This is a genomic window from Dactylosporangium maewongense (assembly GCF_039531485.1).
GTDB lineage: Bacteria > Actinomycetota > Actinomycetes > Mycobacteriales > Micromonosporaceae > Dactylosporangium > Dactylosporangium maewongense.
The window spans coordinates 132,752-150,843 of record NZ_BAAAQD010000016.1; the positions used below are offsets into that span (position 1 = coordinate 132,752).

Sequence of the window (18,092 nt, forward strand, 5' to 3'; positions counted from 1 at the left end):
CTTCCGGTGGTCAGTTGAGCCTGATGACGGCCGCGCGCACGACGGCCTGCCCGTTCGCGGTGATCTCGGCGTCCGCGTCCGCCTCGACGCTGACCCGCCGGCCGCGCAGGGTCAGGTCGCCGGCGCCGGCGTCGAGGGTCACGCCACGGCCGCTGACGTGGACGGCGCCGGTGACGCTGTCCAGGCGCACCGTCGCGGCGCCGCCGGCGGTGGCGATCAGCACCCCGCCGTCCTCGATCAGCTCGACGCGGTGGCCGTGCCGGGACACGAACCCGCGGACCGCGACGGCGCCGCTCACCGGGTCGACCGGCTCCCGCGACAGCTGCGGCACGGGATCGGCGCCGTTGTGCAGGCCGCCGACGACGTACGGCGCGTCGAGGTCGTCGCCCGCGAACCCGGCGAGGACCTCGTCGCCGACCTCCGGCAGGACCAGCGCGCCGCGGCCCGGGCCGGCGCCCGGCTGCACGGTGCGCGCCCAGCCGGTGGTGTAGCCGGGCGCGAGCCACGGCAGGATCAGCCGGACCCGGCCCAGGCCGAGCGGGTCGCGCACGTCGCCGACGACCGCCGGGACCAGGCCGCGCACCGGGCCGGGCGGCCGCGGTGCCGGGGTGGGGCGGGCGACGGTGAAGGCGGTCGTGTAGCCGGCCTGCGCGTCGAACGTGTGCCGCACGCCGGTCAGCACGTGCCGGCCCTCGAACGGCTCGCCCGCGTCGACGAGCTCGACCGCGACGCCGGGCCGCAGCGCCGGGTCTCCCTCGGCGAGGCCTTCCAGCTCGACGGCCGCGGCGCCGCCGGCAGCGGCCGCCCCCGCCGCCACGCGCACCAGGTCGGGCCGGTGCGCGACGCCGCCGACCCGCTGCTCGACGCCGCCGGGCGCGCCCGGCACCGGCTCCGTCGCCTGCACGGCGCGCTTCGTCGTCAGGTCCCACGCGTGCGCGGCCACGGCACCGGCCGCCGGGCGGCTGCGGGTGGCCCGCAGCGCCAGCAGCGACCGGGCCGCCAGCGGCAGCGGCTCGGCGCCGTCGTCCGCGGGGGCGAAGTGCAGCGCACCGGCCACGACCGCCGGGCGCGCGCCGAACAGGTCGCCGAGCCGCAGCAGGAACTCCCAGTCGGTGACGTCGTCCTGGCTGAGCTGGCCGTCCCAAACGGCGCGGGCGGCGGCGCCGGTCTCGGCGACCGGCACGGCGCGCAGCCCGGCCCGCGCGGCGATCGCGGCGACGATCTCCGACACGCTCATGCCGAGGTACGCGACCACCCGCCGGGCGCCCTGCAGCCGATGGGTGGCGTCCAGCCCGCGCACCTCGGTGGTCGTGCCGCTCGGCCCGAACTCGCGCTCGACGGAGGTCACCTCACCGTCGGTGAGCGTCCGGGCGGGCCGCCCCGGCACCGGGACGCGGACGGAAACCTCGGCGCCGATGCGCAGACCGGCCTTGTCGAGCGCGGCCTGCTGCGGGTCGCCGAACCGGAGGGTGAACATCGCCGGCAGCCCGGTGTCGTCGTCGACCCGTGCGTACGTCAGCATCGCCGCCACGTCGTCGGGCAGCGCGACCCCGTCGACCTCGATCAGGAACGTCACGGCGCACCGCCCCGCGGCCCGGGGATCACCAGCCGCGTGCCCGGCGTGAGGCGCAGCGGGTCGTCGATCCCGCTGGCCTCGGCGATGCGCCGCCAGGCCGCCGGGTCGCCGTACGCCTCGAACGCCACCGACGTGAGCGTGTCACCGGCGGCGACGACGTGGACGCGTTCGCCCGGCGGCGCGGCCCGCCGCAGCCCGGACGGCGCCTCCGTGGACAGCTCCTCCAGGGTCACCGCGCAGGTGGCGCGCACCGGCGTGCCGTCCGGGGTGAAGAGGCTGTACCTGGCGGTGACGCTGCTGACATACGCGGGGAAGCTCATCGTGCCGCCCCAGTGGAACAGCACCCACGGCGGGGATCCGCGCCGGCCCGCGCGGCTGCGCTCGGTCGGCACGCAGCACTCGAAGAGCCGCTCGACGGCCGCGACGACCCGGTCGTCCATCGTATCGGTGGCGTCGAAGAACATCTCGACCTGCAGGCGGCTCGGCTCGGCGCCGGTGAACTGCGGCGGTCCGCTGCGCCGGGCGTCGCGCTGCGGGTCGCGGCGCCACCGGGTGTGCTTGGTGACGATCAGCTCGGTCGGGTTGAACTGGAACTCGATGACGCCGAGCACCGCGTCGCCGGGCGCGCCGGGGGTCCCGCCCGGCGCCGGCTCACGCAGCTCCAGGTAGGCCCGTTGCAGACCGGCGGGCGCCGCGGCCGACGGGTGTCCGGAGTGGACGGTGCTCAGGCTGACGGGCGTCGTCACACGCACCCACCTCCGGCCGTGGTCATCTCAGCCTGCCCAGGAGCCGATGAAGCCGTGGTGGGCGAGCTCCACGGTCTCGGTGATGACGGCGGCGCGCCCCGGGTCCAGCCGCGGGCCGCTCCAGCGCACCGGCAGCACGTCACGCAGCGCCCAGCGGGCGACGACCGCCCCCGACGCGCTGCGCGCCTCGATGACCGCGGTGGCCCGCCGCACGCCGCCGGGCGCGCCGGTGAACCACCGGGCAAGCTTCGCGCTGTCCGGCGTGACCGGGCGGGACAGCCGCACGTTGGAGTACCGCACCCCCGTCGGCAGCTGCCAGACCCAGCCGTTGTTGCCGCCCTCGGCCCGCTCCTCGACGACGACCTCCGCGCCCAGGCCCTCGCAGCTGTCGAAGGCGCCGAGGCTCTCGTCGTCGATGCTGACGACGAAGTACACCGCGTAGTCGTCGCTCCAGTCGCTCACCGGCGGCCGTGCCCGTCACGGCGGTCGCGTTCGGCCCGCTGCCGCGCGGTGATGCTGCGCAGCAACGGATCCAGCAGCCGGGCGGCGAGCGCGTCGAGGTCCGGCGGCGGGGCCGGCGGCGCGGCGGCGCCCGGCGCCGGTGGCGGGGCGGACGACGCCGGGAAGACCACGACCCGCTCGGCGGGCGCGGGAGGCGCCGGGAAGGCCGCCGGCGGCGGGAACACCGCGGTGCGGGTGACGGGTGCGGCGCCGGTGGGCTCGAACACCGCGGGCCGCGGCGGGGGCGGCGGCGCGGGCACGGCCAGGGGCAGCGGGATGCGGCGGCTGCCGCCGGGCGCCACCCGTACCCGGACCGCCGGGACGGCCAGGACGGCCGGCGGCCGCGGGTCGACGACGGACGGCCCGGCGCCGGCGAGCGCCCTCGGGTCCCGGTGCGTGGCGGGGCCGGTCACCGCGCGCCGCCCGCGCTCAGCCGGGTGTTGATCCGCGCGATCTCGGTCGCGTAGCGGCGCCGGTCTGCGTGCTCCAGGTCCAGGATCGCGTCCAGGGACCAGTGGAAGTGGTAGGCGAGGTACGCGGTCTCCTCGTGGAGCCGGTCGGCCGCGTACGTCACGATTCCCCCAGGCGGCTGCCGGACAGGTCGACGGCGATCCCGGTGCCGCAGCCGGGGCAGGTCACCGAGGCGGTCGGCGGGCCGTCGGTGTTGAGCCGCCGGTACAGGTCCTGCAGGTGGGCGACGTCGACGGCGAACAGGTCCTCGACCAGCCCCGCGTGGATGTCGGTCACCGTGCCGATCCGCACGACGACCCGGGCCAGCAGCACCACCGTCAGGTACGCCGGGTTCTCCCGCACCCGGTCGTCGCGCAGCGGCACCAGCTCGTCCCGCGCGGTGGCGAGGCGCATCACGCCGTCGCGGTGCACCACGCCGGCCGGGTCCACGTAGCCGCGCGGCAGCTCGAAGGGGAACTCGGTCCGCAGGCCGGTGGGCGCGCTCACTCGACCTCCATCTGCTCGTAGGTGACGATGAGGGTCTCGGTGAGCACGCCGGGGTCCCCCGCCCGCAACGCGCCGATCTCGAGGCTGCGCGGCCAGGCGCCGCTGATCCGGTACCGCTTCAGGGGGCTGCCCTCCTGGTCGTACACGATGACCGCGCCGCCGCGCCGGGCCTCGCCGATCCGGCCGAACCTGGCCGCCTGCAGCCACTTCTCGAAGCCGTTGTCGGCCGTGAGCGGGCGCACCAGCGTGAGCTCGCCGCCGTGGCTGCGGCCGGGCAGCTTGCGCACCACGTAGCGCCCGTCGGCGGTGTGCTGCCTGACCTCGATGACGTCGTGCTCCATCTTCAGCCCGCGCACCTCGGAGATCTGCTTGATGACGATCCCGTCGATCTCCAGGCCGAACGAGTGCCCGAGCGCCGCGTCGTAGTCCGCCAGTGCCATGACCGCGCCTACCCCTCGAGGAACGCCGCGCCGGACGCGGACTGGGCCAGCCGGAACACGATGAACTCCGCCGGCCGTACCGGCGCGACACCGACCTCGCAGATCACCGCGCCGCTGTCGACGGACTCGGGCGGGTTGTTGCTCGCGTCGCAGACGACGAAGAACGCCTCGTCGGGGGTGCGGCCGAAGAGCGCGCCCCGGCGCCACTGCTCCGTGAGGAACGCCGCGACGGTGCGCCGCACCTTGGCCCACAGCTCCGCGTCGTTCGGCTCGAACACCGCCCACTGGGTGCCGTACAGGATCGAGCGTTCGAGGTGGTTGAACAGCCGCCGGACGTTCAGGTGCCGCCAGGCCGGGTCCGACGACATCGTGCGGGCGCCCCACACCCGGATGCCCCGGCCCGGCTGCGCCATGAGCGCGTTGACCCCGACCGGGTTGAGCAGGCTCACCTCGCTCGCCGACAGCCGCACGTCGAGGTCGACGGCGCCCCGGATCGCCTCGTTGGCGGGCGCCTTGTGCACGCCCCGGGTCGCGTCGGTGCGCGCCCAGACCCCGGCGATGTGCCCGCTCGGCGGCACCGACCGCGTGCGCCCCTCGACCGGGTCGAACACCCGGATCCACGGGTAGTAGAGGGCGGCGTACTTCGAGTCGAACCCGGCGGCGTCCCGGCGCCACTCCAGCGCCTGCATCGGCGACAGCCCCGGCGGCGGGTCCAGCACCGCCATCCGGTCGCCCATCATCTCGCAGTGCGCGATCATCCCCAGCTGAACGGCCTTCACCGCGTCAAGGTCGAGGTCGCCGCGCTGGTACAGCGCCATCAGGTCGGGCACGACGACCGTCGACACGTCCTGCACGGACTCCAGGCCGCCGAGCCCGGTCCGGTCGGCCGCGTCGCCGACGAAGTCGTCGGCGTGCAGGTCGGGCGCGTCCGCGTGCAGCAGGAAGCGGCCGGGGCGCGCCTTCTCCCGCCAGTTGCCGGACTCGACGTGGATGAGGCGCGATGTCTCGTTGACGCTCTGAACGCTGCCGATCGTCTCCGTGAGCCGGTCGTCCAGGTAGACGCGCACATCGTCGTGGGTCACCTCGACGCTGATCCGGTCGGCCGTCTGCCCGTCGTTGGCGATGAACCGGTAGGCGCCGGCGGTGGCAGACGGCAGCTCCATCCGGCCGGCGCCGACGCGCACGATGTAGCAGTCGCCGCCGCCGTTGAGGAACCAGCCGTAGACCGCGTGGCCCAGGTAGGTGCCGGCCACGAAGTCGCCGAAGGTCCGCCGGAACGAGGCCCAGTCGGCGACCATCGTCGGCGTGTTGAACGGCCCCTGTTCGGCGAGGCCCACGAACGCGGGGACCGAGGTGCCGATCGCCGCCACCGGGCGGCTCCCGCCCTCGATCTCCTCGACGTACACGCCGGGCGCGAGATAGCTGGGTGCCACGTCATGCCTCCGTCAGAGCCGGTCGGTGCTGTGGGTCGGCGATGCTCAGCCGCAGCCCGGTCCCGACCGGCGGGCCCACGGGCCGCGCCATGTCGGGGGTGACCGGGACGGTGACGGCGAGGCACACGGCCGCTTTCAGCGGGATGCCCAGTCCGGCGCACAGCCCGGGCGGCGCATCCCGCAGCGCCATGGTCACGGGCTCCGCGATGGACGCGAGGTGCTCCGGGGGCAGCACCGGATGGCGCAGGGCCATCTGGAGGACCGCGTCGAGCAGCCCGTGCGCGGCGAGCGGGTCGACCGCCCAGGCCGTCACGGCGTATGACAGCACGATGTACCGCGGCGGCGGCCGCACCCCGACGACCCGCCCGTCCTCGTCGTGCAGGCGGACCGCGCCGTGCTGCCGCCGCGTCACGTCCTCGGCGAGGTCGAACAGGGACACGTCGACCCGCACCGACATGTCCCCCACGGGCGCGTCGAGCGACAGCTGGACCTCGCGGCCCAGCTCCTCGTACAGCAACGCGCTCAGCGCCCGCCCCACCTCGGCGATCACCGGCGCCACCGACCGGACCTCGTCACGGGGTGAGCATGCACCCCACCCCTCATCGACGAGTCATCGCCGGCTTAACGCCGCTACGGTTTCACCCCCGTGCCGAGCACCTTGTCGCCGGTGTGCGTCGCCGGCGGGAACGTGGCGACAGGGACGTTCAGCGCGGTCAGCGCGGCGTCGAGGAAGTCGCGCCAGATCGCGCCGGGCAGCGTGCCGCCGATGATCGCCCTGCCGTCCCGGTCGACGATCTTCTGCTCCTCGCTCTTGTTGCCGACCCACACGGCGACGGCGAGACCGCTGGACTTCCTGGCGGGGTCGGAGGCCGCGTAGCCGGCCATCCACGCGTGCGCGTTGTCGGTGGTCTGGGCCAGCTGCCACGCCCCGGCGGTGCCGACGAGCTGGCGGTCGTCGTGGGTGCGCAGGCCGTACCGCTTCGGCACGCCCTGCAGGACGGCGTTCAGGTCGTCGGCCATGGCCTCGGTGAAGCCCGGGATCCGCTTCGGGTTGACGACCTCGCCGTAGGTCTTCTTGCCGTCGGTCCACACCTCCTTGAGGAAGTGCGCCTTCGTGGCGACCCCGCGGTTGGCGAACGTGGCCATGCCGGCGGCGTGGTCGAGCACGGTCACCGGGTACTGGCCGAGGCCCACCTCCGTGTTGAAGTACTTCGGGAAGACGTCCTTGCCCGGCGCCTTCGCCAGGTCGACCTTCACGAACCTGCCGTCGATGGAGGCCCACATGCTCCCGATCCCCGCGGCGTGGGCCGTGTCGATCACCTTCGCGGGGCCGGCCGCCGCGGCGAGCGCGAAGTACGGCGTGTTGAGCGCCATGACGGTGGCCTCGCTGAGCGTGCACCACTTCGGCGAGCCCGAGCTGCACGCCGGCGCCGCCGTGGGGTTCTCACCGGCGTTCCTGATCGGGTTGCGGCTCGTCCGGCCGCTGCCCGGGAACTCCTGCGGCGACTCGCCGTTCCAGTACGAGTCGATGGAGTATCCGGCGCTCAGGCCGGCCGCGAGGGTGTACACGTCGAACGACGCGCCGGCGGGGTGCCCGCCGCAGCAGCTGTCGGTGCCGTCGCCGAGCACCGGGTCGGCATAGGAGCCGGCGTAGTCGCCGCCGTTGCCGGTGTCGCCGCCGTAGTAGGCCTTGACCGCGCCGGTGCCGGGCTCGATCGCGACGAGCGCGGCCTGCAGGTTTGCCGGCTGCTTGTCCATGTTGGACTCGGCGTTGCGGCCGGCCTCGCGCACCGCGATCTGCTGTGCGGTCCTGTCGATCGTGGTGACGATCTTCAGGCCGCCGTTGCGGAGCCGGTCGAAGTGCTTCCTGCCGTCGGGCGCGGCGTCCTCGTACAGCGGCTGCCCGGTCTTCGGGTCGGTCAGCGCCGCCACCTCGCCGAGCACGTGGTGGACGATCAGGCCCTCGGGCTTGTCCATGCCGCCGGCCACCTTGGTCGCGTCCGCGCGGGCCTGCGCCGCGGTCAGCACCTTCGCCGGGTAGGCCAGCTTCTGGTCCGCGTCGGCCGGCGTCACGAAGCCGAGCTCGACCATCTGCCGTTTGATCTCGTCGAACCGCTCGTGGGCCCGCTCGGCGTCGACCGTCGGGTCGAACGGGCTGCCCTTGCCGTCGCCCTCGGGGTTGTCGACGAGCCCGGCGAGCACCGCGCCCTCGGCGGCCGTCAGGTCCTTCACCGACTTGCCGAAGTACGCCTGCGCCGCCGCCTGCACCCCGTACGCGCCGCGGCCGAAGTACATGATGTTCAGGTACTGCTCGAGGATCTGGTCCTTGCTGTACTGCCGGTTGAGCTTGGTCGCGATGACCGCCTCGCGCGCCTTCCGCGCGAACGACGTGCCTTCGAGCTCGGCCCAGCGCCGCGCGTACTGCTGGCTGATCGTCGACCCGCCGTGCCGGCCGTCGCCGGCGACATGGTTCCACACCGCGCCGGCCGCCTCCCAGTAGTCGACGCCGCTGTTGGTGTAGAACGTCGGGTCCTGCGCCGCGACGAACGCGTGCTGCACGTCGACGGGGATGTCCCCGAACGTGACCAGCGTCCGGTTGACCGAACCGATCCGCGCCATCGGCGTCGTGCCGTCGGCGTAGTAGATCGTCGTCACCCGATCCATGGTGATGTCGCTGGGCATGGCGACGCTGTCGTAGTAGTACGTGCCCCCAACCAGCCCGAGCCCGGCGATGACGGCGAGCACGAGCGCCGACCTGAGCAGGACCTTCCGCCACCGCCTCCGCCGGCCCTTGCCCGCTGGTGTCCCGGCGGCTTCCGGTGTACCGGCAGCGGCCGGCGCACGGTCCACCGCCTCCGGCGCGCCTGCGGCCTCATCCGTGCCGGCCGCGTCAGGCGCTTTCGGCGCCGGCCGCTCGCTGCTCTGGTCGTCGTCCATGTCGTCTGCCCCGTCGTCGAATGGCCATCGATCGCCACAGATCGTACAGACAGTGAACGGATCCGGGGGATCCTGCGTGTTTGGGTACATGACCGTGACACACAGCAACGACGAGAAGCGCTACTTGAGGCCTTCCTCGGCGCGGGCCTCCGTGGCGGCCAGGGCGGTCGACAGGTGCGCACGCCGCCCAGCTTCTCCCGCAGCGAGGTGGTCGCCGCGGCCACGATCCCCCCGGTCGGCGCGTAGGTGAGCGCCTTGAGCGTGAGCAGCGACCGCACCACGGCGTCGCGCCACTCGCCCTCATACGTGCAGGCCGACACCCATCCCTGCCAGTATCCGTCCACCGCACACAGGCATGATGGGTGGATGGCACTGCGGCGTGAGGTCGGCGTCGAGGGTCCGCGTGATGCCGGCGATGTCTGGTGCGGTGACCGCCCGCTGTCGGCGGCCCGTGTTGCGCCGACGCACCAGGCCCGTGGGGATTGCGGGCCTGGTGCGTCGGGCCGGACTCCTACGAGACCGTGCGGTACTGACCCCCGGCGGCGCCGTCCTGCTCGATGCTCAGTTCAGCGTGCAGACCGCGACGCAGACCGTCACCGTGTCGGCCTCGGCGGCAAGTCGACGGACCTGACCGTCGCTGGCACCGTAGACCCCAGCGGCTGGACCCAGGTCCGTCTGTCAGCCCAGCCCCGCACGGTCTCGTAGGACCTTCGGCAAGGTGCGCCAGGCCGGGCCGTCCCGCCGCCGCTGCGTCGCTATGGGCTGCTGTCGCGAAACCGAAATATCCGCCCATCCGCGGAAGTCTCAATAGGCGCCGACGCGAATCGTGCCGTCTGGGTCAGGAAGGTAGCCCTGCAGGTTCACCGCAGGATCATCGCTGCAGAACGGCGGATACGGACCGAACGCGATCGTGGCCCCGTCGTGCTCGGCGAACCAGTCGACCAGATCGGCCACGGCGTCCGGGTCCGGCGCCCAGGCGACCATGTCGTCGCGGAGCTCGGGGCCGTCCGCGGCGAGGACCCCGAACACGAGCTCGGCATCCCCGACAAGTTGAGCGAGAGCGAGTTCCAACAGGGCGGACGACGCCTGTCCACGGTAGGACAATTCAGGCCGGACGAAGACCGTGTAGGAGTCCGACGGCTTCCCCGCCCGGAGCGCGTGATCCAAGTCGGCGAGGGAGCGAAGCAGATACAACGCACGACTCCCCGCTCCGCCGGCCACCCGGTGCAACAGTAGCGATTCGCCCAGATCTGCCAGTACCTGCGCGATCTCAGTGCGCATCTGCGCATCGACGATCGATCTGTGAGTCGGCATGCGGCTCAGGCTACGCGTCGGCGGCCGTAGGCGACCGCCGACGCAACCGGCGTCCGCCTACCGGCGGGTGCAGGGGCAGCAGATGCCGGTCCGGGAGCCCGGGCCGGGTCCGTCCCGCGAGGCGTATTCTCGGCGGGATGATCAGTGTCAACCCGCGCCTCGTCCGGGACGACAAGCCGGTCGAGCGGGCGACGTCCCTCGCTCTTCCCGGCGAGTTGACCGCGCTCATCGTCGCGATCCATGGTGCCGAGACGGTCGAGATCCCCGCCGACTACGCCGAATTCGTCCGTACCGATGGTGGCGGCCTGTGGACCCTGGCCCCCAACGGTGCTCCGGACCCGTACGGCTGGGAGGTCCACCGGTTCTCCACGGCGCTCGCGGCCACCGCGGGGCTGTACGAGCGGGCCGTCACGGAGCAGGAGGACGCTCCGGACTGGGAGCACAAGGCGTCGATCGCGTCGATGCGCAAGGTCGGCTTCTGGCTCGAGATCGGCGGGTACGGCTGGCGGCACCTGCACTACCTGTGCTGCGATCGGTCCCGGGACCAGTACGGCAAGGTCTACGACCTCAACGACGGCGACCTCACCACCGGCATGGTCCCCGATGTGGTCTGGGACAGCTTCAGCGAGTACATCGGCTGACGCCGAGCGCGCATCGTCAGGGTCGTGTCGTCGCTCTGTGACATGCAGTCGTCCGATCAAGGGGACTCGGTCACCGGCACCGGACCGCCGGCGGCGTCCCCGAACGCCACGCAACTCGCGTCGGACACCACGACCGCGGTCACCGCGTCCGCAACCACGTCCCAGACCAGCAGCCGATCCCCGCCGTCTCCGCCGCGCCGAGCCCCGCGACGCCGAGCGGGAGCACCCGGCGGGTGGCCGTCACACCGCCCCTCGCCGGCGGGAGAGGCGCGGTCGACGGGGAACATTGCGTGCGCGACACCCGCCGCGAGCGCCGGAGCGGGCAGCTTCACCGGGTCGGGCGGGAACGGCTGGCCCGCGGTCAGCAGCGCCTGGACGACCAGCAGGGCCGCCTCGTTGAACGCCCGGGCATGCTCGGTGTGGATGGCTGCGGCCCTGGTACAGAGGTCGAGCACGCCGGACTCCACGGACAACTTCCGGGCGGCGTCGTACATCGTCGTCGCGAGGTTCTCCAGCAAGGCCGCCGTCTGCAGCAGCGACCACCACCCCCCGGGCATATCATCTGAAACCGTGACGGTTGCCGTGATCCTCGCCGACCTCGACCAGTGGCTCGCCGCGAACGCACCCCGGACACTGTCCCTGCTGCACCCCCCGGCGAGCCAGGAGCAGCTGCAGGAGCTGGAGTCGCGGCTCGGGTTCGCGCTTCTGCCCGAGGTCGCGAGCACCCTGCTCTGGCACAACGGGGCAACGGAGGAGATGGGCGGCTTCCAGCTGGCGCCGACCTACTGGCTCACCAACGCGGCCCGTGTCGCGGGTGACGCCAGTCGCCTGAGGGCAACCGCTCGCGCATCCAACCCGGAGGCATGGGTCGTGCACTGGGTGCCGCTCGCTGCCGACCGGTGCGGCGGCTACCTGGTCGTCGACCACACCCCAGACGTGGACACCGGTCGAACCTTTCTCTGGGAGCCCGAGAACGGCGAGGACGCGATGGGGTCATGGACAGGTCTTGAGGAGCTCTACAGCGAGCTCCGGTCCGCGCTGCTGGGTGGAGCACCGTGGCTGGACAACAGCTACCAGATCGTCGACGGCGGAGTGGAGTGGGAGTAGGACTCGCGTCATCCGACCCGGCTGCGAAACAGGACGGCACGGCGGACGGACGGGTTGCCAGCTGTTCGGCCGATTCGGGTGCCGACCGATCCGTAATAGCGGACATACCTGCTGGACCCTCAACGGCCACGCCGAGCACGACGCACGCGGCGCGACCGGGGGCACCACCTGGCCCCCTCTCCGGTGGTGACTCCGGTCGCGCGCACGTGCCCCCGTCGTGGGTCAGGTCTGGCGGAGTGGGGGCAAGGGGATGGGGATCTGGTAGGCGGTGGCGCCGGCGCCGATGCCGCCTTCGCAGGTGTTCGGGGGGACGGTGCCGATGCCGCGGGTGGCTGGGCGTTCGGCGGCCCAGAACATGTAGCCGAGCAGGCCGGCGGTGGTGCCGGCGCCGTTCGGGGCGGCTGACTGGACGAAGGTGCCGGTGGAGCGTTGCAGCGACGTGGCGTAGCTGGTGCACTCGGGCAGTGGGCGGCTGCCCTGGGCGACGTACAGGCCGCCGGTGAACTTGGCGGGGGCGAGCGGCGGGACCACCGGGTTGTAGGTGGGTTTGCCGTCGATGTGTTCCTGCCAGTTGGCGATCGCCGCGCTCGCTGACGGTTGCTTCGAGGGGACCATGGCGTTGGCGTAGTCGAGGACCGGGCGGTCGGTGCGCAGCCAGTCTGCGGTGGCCTTGCGGTTGAGGGCGATGAGCCACCGGTCGCCGGCCGCGACGTCGATGGTCAGGCGGGCCGCCGGGTCGGCGCCGGACGCGTCGTAGGGCAGGGCCGCGCGGTACGCGTCGATGAAGGCCTGCAGTCCGGTCAGGTTGGGGGCGGTGTTCTCCTCGTAGTCGATCTCGATGCCGACGCCGAGCCGGCGGGCGACGGCGGCGGCGTTGCGGCCGAGCTGGGCGGCGTTCGAGGTGAGGGCCGCGTTCCACGCGTCGGTGTAGGTGATGCCGCCGATCGACAGCATGACGCGGATCCCGCGGCCGGTGAAGTAGCCGACGATCTCCGGGGTCATGCCGCGTGGGACGCCGGCCACCGTCGTGGCGTCGTCGGTGAGGTTCAGCAGCTTCCCCGGGTCGACGAAGCTCAGCACCACGACGTTGACCGACGGCCGGCCGTCGCCGCGGTCGACCAGCCAGTGGTTCTGGGCGTCGAACGCCGCCACGGTCCGGGCGGTGCCCCAGGTGCAGAAGTCGTTGCCGCAGTGCCACGCGCCGTAGATCTGCGGTGGCGTCACCGCCGCGGCCGCCGGCCGGGCGAGCGCGACAAGCACGGCGGTGACCAGGATGGGTAGCGCGGCGAGCACAGCGAGTATTCGGCGCATGCAAAGAAGGTAAACACTGGATCGACGGCTGTACACGGCCGCGGCCCGCAGCGATATACGGAGCGAAAGCGTTACACCGCGGGGAGTCGCGCGGCGCGGACGAGGACCTGGAGCCGGCCCACCTCGGTGCCGTCGCGGCGCAGACGGACGCCGCGGACCTGGAGCCATGGCTCGCCGTCGAACTCGATGGGGCCGGCGCGGTCGACGGACTCGACCCGGAGGCGCAGCTCACCGGTGCCGTATCGGTAGTCCTGCTCGCCCAACACGACGACGAAGACGCGTGCCGTCATGGCACCGGTCGGCAGCGTTCGGGTGCTGTCATGTGCATGGCGCCGAGCCTATGTCGGCGTCGTGCCCGGCGACCTCAGCTAAATCGATGCAACACTCGGCTTCTCGACAGGGCCGTGGTCGCCCGCGGGCCGTGGGCGGCTGCCTGATCGGACACATCCGCGCGACGATCGTGGCCGCCGGTGCTGCTCAGCGGGGGTGCGGGCAGGTCCGGCCGGGCCGTTTGCAAAGATCGGATCATGCCGTCGTCACCGCCCGAGGAAGCAACACCGCCCGAGGACCTGGCAGTACCCGACGAGGAGACGGCCCCGACACCCGGCCAGAGGACGGCGCGCAGCGCCGTGGCGGTGCCCGAGCAGAAGAACGACGTGGCGGCGCCCGAGGAGATGGCGACCGGGACCTGGCGGAGCCGGTGGCTGCGGCTGCTGCTCGTCGTCGTCTCCGTGGTGGTGCTGGCGGCGATCGGCCTGCGCGGGCGGCTCCCCGACCCGCAGGACCTGCTCAACTCGCTGAGCAATGCCTCGTGGGGCTGGGTCGCCCTGGCCGGGCTGCTGCAGGCCGGGTCGGTCGCCGCGTTCGCGGGGCAGCAGCAGTACCTGTTCTCGGCGCTCGGCGTCCGGATCCGCCGTCGCCGGGTGCTGGCGATCACCCTGGCCCGCACCGCGATCTCGATCTCGGTCCCGGCCGGCGCCGCGGTCTCCACCGGCTACGCGATCCGCGAGTACGAGCGCGCCGGCGCCCCCAAGGAGCTCGGCGCGGTCACCGCGATCGTGTCCGGGCTCGCCTCGATCGGCGGCCTCGCGCTCATGTACGTCGCGGGCGGCGCCGCCCTGGCCGCGTACGGCACCACGACGTCCCTGACCTGGCGTCCTCTAGCGATCGTGGCCGGGATCGTCGCCCTGACGGCCGCCGTCATCGTCCTCGGCCGGCGCCTCATCGACGCCAAGCCCGCCGACCCGCGGAGGCCCCCGCCGAAGGGCCGGATCCGCCGGTACGTGCAGCGCCTCCTCGCCTCGGCCCGGGAGGCGTGGCGGGCGGGTGCCGGCCTGCGCGCCCGCGACTGGTGGGCCGTCATCGCCTACGCCGCCGCGAACTGGGTGACCGACCTGTGCTGCCTGGCCGCCTGCACGTATGCGCTGGGCCTGCCGGTGGCGCTGCCCGCGCTGGCCGGCATCTACCTCGGCGTCCAGATCGTCCGGCAGGTGCCGCTGTCCCCGGGCGGCATCGGCGTGATCGAGACCGCTCTGGTCGCGGGCCTGACCGCGTCGGGCGCGACCGCCATCGCCGCGACCGCCGCCGTCCTGCTCTACCGCCTGCTGTCGTGCTGGCTGCTCATCCCGCTCGGCGGGGCCGCCGCGGTCGTCCTGCGCCGCCCCCGCCCGGACCGGTCACCGTGAAGCGGTCGTCCTGCGCCGCCCCGGCAGCAACCCACCGGCGGGTGACCTACCCCAGCGGGAACGGGGAGAAGTGCCGGCCGTCCGCCGACTGGTACATGCCGGTGCCGTTCGAGTTCGCCCGGGTCGTCGTGCCCAGTGTCGATCGGTGCTCGCCGTTCTACGTCTTCGCGCCGCAGCACCTCTACGCCGACCACCAGGCGCAGCCCGACGGCTCGGCCGACGCGACGCGCGTGGCGTTCCCGCTGGACGAGACCGCGAAGTACTTCAAGGTGCTTGTCGCGCTGTGCGAACCGCGGCTGCGTGATCCGTCCTCGCCCGTGATCCGCACTTCTCGCGCCGTTTTGGACATCGCGGGTGTCATCGACCAGGCCTGCCCGGTTCGGGACGTGGCCGTCGCTACGCATGGTCAGGTCATCGAGGTGCTGATCGCGAACCGGTTGACGAACCCGTCCGCGATGGTGGGGTTGCCCGCCGCCGGCAGATTGTCGCAAGCGTCAGGCCCGTACCCGGTCCGGCGACCAGGTACGGGCCTGACGGTGTGCGGTCAGATCCAGCGGGGCGGGCTGGCGGGGCTCTCGTGCCAGCGGCGGTCCAGCGCCGTCACCACGTACGTGTAGTGCTTGCCGGGTTCGGCGGTCGTGTCGGTGAACGAGGTGCCGCGGACCGTGGCGATCAGGTTCGTGGCGTCGGCCAGGTCGCAGGCGCGGGCCGCGGTCGTGCCGTCGAGGCGGTACACCCCGTAGGACGTGACCTCGGCGAACGGGCCGGCGCCGTTCGCGGTGGGGCGCCACCGCAGCTCCGTGCCGGCCGAGGTGCGCCGGGCGCCGGTGATGACCGGGAAGAGCAGCGGCTTGGCGGGACCCCAGGCCGGCGGGAACGCCGGGCGGGTGTGGTGCTCGGCGGCGAGGATGGTCTCGGACCCCAGCCGGTTCGCCCGGACCTGGACGGCGCTGAAGTGCACGTCGCCGAGGACCTGCGGGTACTGGCGGTTGAACGTGAGGTGGTTGGACAGTTCGTTGGGGTCGAACCAGGCGGCGGGCTGGCCCGCGGCGGCGACCTTGTAGTCGGCCTGGCCGATGTAGAGCTGCACGTCGGTGCCGGCGACGACGTCCGCCCACCACGGCACCAGCTTCGCGTAGTCGGCGACGGCGAAGCCGATGTTCCAGTACACCTGCGGCACGATGTAGTCGACCCAGCCCTCCTTCACCCACTTGCGGGTGTCGGCGGAGTTGGCGTCGTAGGACTGGGTGCCGTTGGTGTCGGAGCCGAGCGGGTCGGCGGCCTTGTTGCGCCAGATGCCGAACGGGCTGACGCCGAAGCGGACCCACGGCTTGGCGGCGTGAATGCGGCCGTCGAGCTCGCGGATGAGCTGGTCGATGTTGTCGCGGCGCCAGTCGGCCTTGGTGGCGAAGCCGGCGCCGTACTGGGCGAACGTCGCGTCGTCGCCGAAGTCCTGGCCGGCGGCGGGGTACGGGTAGAAGTAGTCGTCGAAGTGCACGCCGTCGATGTCGTACTTCGTGACCGCGTCCATGACGGCGTCTTCGACGAAGGCGCGCGCCTCGGGGATGCCGGGGTTGAAGTAGAGCCGGCCGGCGGCGTTGTTCACCGGGTAGGGCACGGCCCAGTCGGGGTGGACCCGCAGCGGGCTGTTGGCCGGCAGCTTCGACACGTCGGTGCCGGCGCCGCCGGGTGCGGGCATGCTCGCCCGGTACGGGTTGAACCAGGCGTGGAACTCCAGGTTGCGCGCGTGCGCCTCGGACACGAGGTACGCGAGCGGATCCCAGCCGGGGTCTTGGCCGGCGACGCCGGTGAGGTACTGCGACCACGGCTCCAGCGGCGACGGCCAGAACGCGTCGGCGTGCGGGCGGACCTGCACGATGACGGTGTTGTAGTTGAGCGACTCGGCGAGGTCGAGCCAGCCGTCGTACTCGGCCTTCAGCTCGGCCTCGGTCTTGCCTTGCGCGGAGGGCCAGTCGATGTTGACGACGCTGGCGATCCACATCGCCCGCATCTGGTGCTTCGGCGTGGCCGGGTCCGTCACGCAAACCACCGGTTCGGTGGCGACCGCGGCCGAGGCGGGTGCGGTCGCCACGAACGCGGCGGCCAGGCAGAGTAAGGCGGAAAGACGGGCGAACATCAGGGTCACCTTCACGAGAGCCAGTTGGACGAGCCCGGGACCCGCGGCCAGTGCGCGGTGGACGGGGCGATCAGGTAGGCGATGCCGCCGCTGCCGGAGGCGACGGTGCCGTTCGCGCGGTACCGCTTCGTGCGCAGCCACACCTGCTCGAACTCGGTGCGGCTGTAGACGTTGCGGACCGCGTCGTTCGACGAGGACGCCGGGTCGTTGACGATCACGTCACCGGTGGCGGTGAAGCCGACGATGACGAACAGGTGCCCGGACGTGGAGTAGTTCGCGCCGGTCAGCTCGGTGGCGAGGAACGACTGCGAGGTGACGACGGGGATGCCGGCCGCGATGAAGCGCTCGGCCTCGTCGAGGGAGTGCAGCCGGGTCACGATGCCGGTGAGGCCGTAGGTGGCCGCGTAGGCGGTGTTGAACGGCCAGTTGCCGGCGCCCTCGTAGGTGTAGTCGTAGGTGCTGCGGGCCGCGTTGTCGACCTGCGGGTCCGGGTCGGTGGGGTCGACCCAGGCGAGGTCCTCCGGGCGGGGGTGCTTGCCCCAGTACTCGACGACCATCTCCGTGGACGTCGGCGAGCACCAGGCCTCGCCACCGTTGTCGTACTCGGGGTAATGGCCCTCGTGGATGTTCTGCGAGTAGCGCGGGACCGCCAGCTCCCGGCCCCAGGCGATGTGCCCGGCGCTGGCCGGGACCGTGAAGCGGTCCGGCACGTTGGAGGCCATGGCCCCGGCGAGGTAGACGCGCGGCGCCGCGGTCGTGCCCGCCTTGCGGTACAGGGTGAGCCGCAGCCGGTAGGACTGCAGCAGCACGCCGGCCGAGGCGTCGTCGATGGAGAAGGTGTCGGTCCAGATCGACGAGACGCCGTCGCTCTGGCCGTCGACGGTGGCGCGGTGGATGTCCTGGTCACCGCTCGCCCACTTGCCCATGACGTACCGCGGGGTCGCCCGGCCGTCGGTGTAGGTGCCCTCCAGCTCGACCTGCAGCCAGGTCCCGGCCGGGGTGTCGGCGTTCCAGGACGCGACGAGCTCGCTGGCGCCGAAGCCGACGCGCTGCACCGGCGAGGTCCAGGTCGCGTAGTCCCAGCCGTCGGCGGTCCCCGCGGCACCGCCGATGGTGAGGAACGGCTTGCGGCCCGGCACCGCCCGGGTGCCCTCGCTCCTGCCGCTGAGCCACTGCGGGAAGCTCTGCCAGGCATGGAACGTGATCTGCTCGTCGTGCTGGACGGGCCCAGGGTGGGCCACCGCGGGCGCCGCCGGGAGCAGCGACGCGACGGCGAGCACGACGATGGCGAACGTTCGTCTCATGAC

20 protein-coding genes are annotated in these 18,092 nt (G+C 72.9%); 4 read left to right on the forward strand and 16 right to left on the reverse strand.

The window, feature by feature from the left end; translation table 11 throughout:
- Positions 1–10: 10 nt before the first annotated feature.
- From ABD332_RS35075 to ABD332_RS35125, 11 genes are all read right to left on the reverse strand, one after another.
- The gene (locus ABD332_RS35075) at positions 11–1,576 is read right to left on the reverse strand and encodes a VgrG-related protein (RefSeq protein ID WP_344506883.1); all 1,566 of its coding nucleotides are present in this window, start codon (positions 1,574–1,576) and stop codon (positions 11–13) included.
- Complete coding sequence (locus tag ABD332_RS35080) at positions 1,573–2,322, reverse strand: CIS tube protein (protein ID WP_344506885.1); 750 nt, start codon at positions 2,320–2,322, stop codon at positions 1,573–1,575. The genes ABD332_RS35075 and ABD332_RS35080 overlap by 4 nt, the downstream gene beginning before the upstream one ends.
- A 27-nt stretch (positions 2,323–2,349) precedes the next feature.
- Positions 2,350–2,784, reverse strand: coding sequence for a phage tail protein (locus ABD332_RS35085; protein ID WP_344506887.1), 435 nt, complete (start codon positions 2,782–2,784; stop codon positions 2,350–2,352).
- Entirely contained in the window at positions 2,781–3,236 is a 456-nt protein-coding gene (locus ABD332_RS35090; protein ID WP_344506888.1) for a hypothetical protein, read from the reverse strand. Before ABD332_RS35090 ends, ABD332_RS35085 begins: the two co-directional genes overlap by 4 nt.
- Complete coding sequence (locus ABD332_RS35095) at positions 3,233–3,397, reverse strand: DUF6760 family protein (protein ID WP_344506889.1); 165 nt, start codon at positions 3,395–3,397, stop codon at positions 3,233–3,235. Before ABD332_RS35095 ends, ABD332_RS35090 begins: the two co-directional genes overlap by 4 nt.
- Complete coding sequence (locus ABD332_RS35100; RefSeq protein WP_344506890.1) at positions 3,394–3,780, reverse strand: hypothetical protein; 387 nt, start codon at positions 3,778–3,780, stop codon at positions 3,394–3,396. The genes ABD332_RS35095 and ABD332_RS35100 overlap by 4 nt, the downstream gene beginning before the upstream one ends.
- Positions 3,777–4,220 (reverse strand): phage tail protein, encoded by a 444-nt coding sequence (locus ABD332_RS35105; protein ID WP_344506892.1) that lies wholly within the window; start codon positions 4,218–4,220, stop codon positions 3,777–3,779. Before ABD332_RS35105 ends, ABD332_RS35100 begins: the two co-directional genes overlap by 4 nt.
- An 8-nt stretch (positions 4,221–4,228) precedes the next feature.
- Positions 4,229–5,653: a phage tail sheath family protein gene (locus tag ABD332_RS35110; RefSeq protein ID WP_344506894.1), complete on the reverse strand. Its 1,425-nt coding sequence runs from the start codon at positions 5,651–5,653 to the stop codon at positions 4,229–4,231.
- A gap of 1 nt (position 5,654) precedes the next feature.
- Positions 5,655–6,212 (reverse strand): Pvc16 family protein, encoded by a 558-nt coding sequence (locus ABD332_RS35115; RefSeq protein WP_344506896.1) that lies wholly within the window; start codon positions 6,210–6,212, stop codon positions 5,655–5,657.
- A gap of 71 nt (positions 6,213–6,283) precedes the next feature.
- Positions 6,284–8,590 (reverse strand): transglycosylase domain-containing protein, encoded by a 2,307-nt coding sequence (locus ABD332_RS35120; RefSeq protein WP_344506898.1) that lies wholly within the window; start codon positions 8,588–8,590, stop codon positions 6,284–6,286.
- Positions 8,591–9,394: 804 nt separating this feature from the next.
- Entirely contained in the window at positions 9,395–9,904 is a 510-nt protein-coding gene (locus ABD332_RS35125; protein ID WP_344506900.1) for a hypothetical protein, read from the reverse strand.
- 137 nt (positions 9,905–10,041) lie between these two features.
- Between ABD332_RS35125 and ABD332_RS35130 the strand changes: the two genes are divergently transcribed.
- The gene (locus ABD332_RS35130) at positions 10,042–10,545 is read left to right on the forward strand and encodes an SMI1/KNR4 family protein (protein WP_344506902.1); all 504 of its coding nucleotides are present in this window, start codon (positions 10,042–10,044) and stop codon (positions 10,543–10,545) included.
- 56 nt (positions 10,546–10,601) lie between these two features.
- Here ABD332_RS35130 and ABD332_RS35135 read toward each other — a convergent pair whose 3' ends face one another.
- Entirely contained in the window at positions 10,602–11,102 is a 501-nt protein-coding gene (locus ABD332_RS35135) for a hypothetical protein (protein WP_344506904.1), read from the reverse strand.
- 13 nt (positions 11,103–11,115) lie between these two features.
- Between ABD332_RS35135 and ABD332_RS35140 the strand changes: the two genes are divergently transcribed.
- Positions 11,116–11,652, forward strand: a complete 537-nt coding sequence (locus tag ABD332_RS35140; protein WP_344506906.1) for an SMI1/KNR4 family protein — start codon at positions 11,116–11,118, stop codon at positions 11,650–11,652.
- Positions 11,653–11,874: 222 nt separating this feature from the next.
- Here the strand turns inward: ABD332_RS35140 and ABD332_RS35145 are convergent, their stop codons facing one another.
- Both ABD332_RS35145 and ABD332_RS35150 read right to left on the reverse strand, forming a co-directional pair.
- Positions 11,875–12,963 (reverse strand): glycoside hydrolase family 18 protein, encoded by a 1,089-nt coding sequence (locus tag ABD332_RS35145; RefSeq protein ID WP_344506908.1) that lies wholly within the window; start codon positions 12,961–12,963, stop codon positions 11,875–11,877.
- A 71-nt stretch (positions 12,964–13,034) separates the two neighbouring features.
- Positions 13,035–13,253 carry a hypothetical protein gene (locus ABD332_RS35150; protein ID WP_344506910.1) on the reverse strand — a complete coding sequence of 73 codons (219 nt, stop codon included), beginning with the start codon at positions 13,251–13,253 and terminating at the stop codon, positions 13,035–13,037.
- A 237-nt stretch (positions 13,254–13,490) separates the two neighbouring features.
- Between ABD332_RS35150 and ABD332_RS35155 the strand changes: the two genes are divergently transcribed.
- Both ABD332_RS35155 and ABD332_RS35160 read left to right on the forward strand, forming a co-directional pair.
- Positions 13,491–14,648, forward strand: a complete 1,158-nt coding sequence (locus ABD332_RS35155; RefSeq protein WP_344506912.1) for a lysylphosphatidylglycerol synthase transmembrane domain-containing protein — start codon at positions 13,491–13,493, stop codon at positions 14,646–14,648.
- Positions 14,649–14,689: 41 nt separating this feature from the next.
- Positions 14,690–15,265 carry a hypothetical protein gene (locus tag ABD332_RS35160; RefSeq protein ID WP_344506914.1) on the forward strand — a complete coding sequence of 192 codons (576 nt, stop codon included), beginning with the start codon at positions 14,690–14,692 and terminating at the stop codon, positions 15,263–15,265.
- Here the strand turns inward: ABD332_RS35160 and ABD332_RS35165 are convergent.
- Together ABD332_RS35165 and ABD332_RS35170 are read right to left on the reverse strand one after the other, a co-directional pair.
- Positions 15,193–16,785, reverse strand: a complete 1,593-nt coding sequence (locus ABD332_RS35165) for a glycoside hydrolase family 10-like protein (protein ID WP_344506916.1) — start codon at positions 16,783–16,785, stop codon at positions 15,193–15,195. The genes ABD332_RS35160 and ABD332_RS35165 overlap by 73 nt on opposite strands.
- Positions 16,786–16,796: 11 nt before the next feature.
- On the reverse strand, positions 16,797–18,089 hold the full coding sequence (locus ABD332_RS35170; RefSeq protein WP_344506918.1) for a C39 family peptidase: 1,293 nt from the start codon (positions 18,087–18,089) through the stop codon (positions 16,797–16,799).
- Between the last annotated feature and the right edge of the window lie 3 nt (positions 18,090–18,092).

What these genes read in the sequence shown, in the direction of transcription:
- ABD332_RS35150 (WP_344506910.1), bottom strand. Translation starts at nt 13,253, where the DNA reads ATGACGGCACGCGTCTTCGTCGTCGTGTTGGGCGAGCAGGACTACCGA.
- ABD332_RS35145 (WP_344506908.1), bottom strand. Translation starts at nt 12,963, where the DNA reads ATGCGCCGAATACTCGCTGTGCTCGCCGCGCTACCCATCCTGGTCACC.
- ABD332_RS35130 (WP_344506902.1), top strand. Translation starts at nt 10,042, where the DNA reads ATGATCAGTGTCAACCCGCGCCTCGTCCGGGACGACAAGCCGGTCGAG.
- ABD332_RS35125 (WP_344506900.1), bottom strand. Translation starts at nt 9,904, where the DNA reads ATGCCGACTCACAGATCGATCGTCGATGCGCAGATGCGCACTGAGATC.
- ABD332_RS35120 (WP_344506898.1), bottom strand. Translation starts at nt 8,590, where the DNA reads ATGGACGACGACCAGAGCAGCGAGCGGCCGGCGCCGAAAGCGCCTGAC.
- ABD332_RS35155 (WP_344506912.1), top strand. Translation starts at nt 13,491, where the DNA reads ATGCCGTCGTCACCGCCCGAGGAAGCAACACCGCCCGAGGACCTGGCA.
- ABD332_RS35165 (WP_344506916.1), bottom strand. Translation starts at nt 16,785, where the DNA reads ATGTTCGCCCGTCTTTCCGCCTTACTCTGCCTGGCCGCCGCGTTCGTG.
- ABD332_RS35170 (WP_344506918.1), bottom strand. Translation starts at nt 18,089, where the DNA reads ATGAGACGAACGTTCGCCATCGTCGTGCTCGCCGTCGCGTCGCTGCTC.
- ABD332_RS35105 (WP_344506892.1), bottom strand. Translation starts at nt 4,220, where the DNA reads ATGGCACTGGCGGACTACGACGCGGCGCTCGGGCACTCGTTCGGCCTG.
- ABD332_RS35135 (WP_344506904.1), bottom strand. Translation starts at nt 11,102, where the DNA reads ATGCCCGGGGGGTGGTGGTCGCTGCTGCAGACGGCGGCCTTGCTGGAG.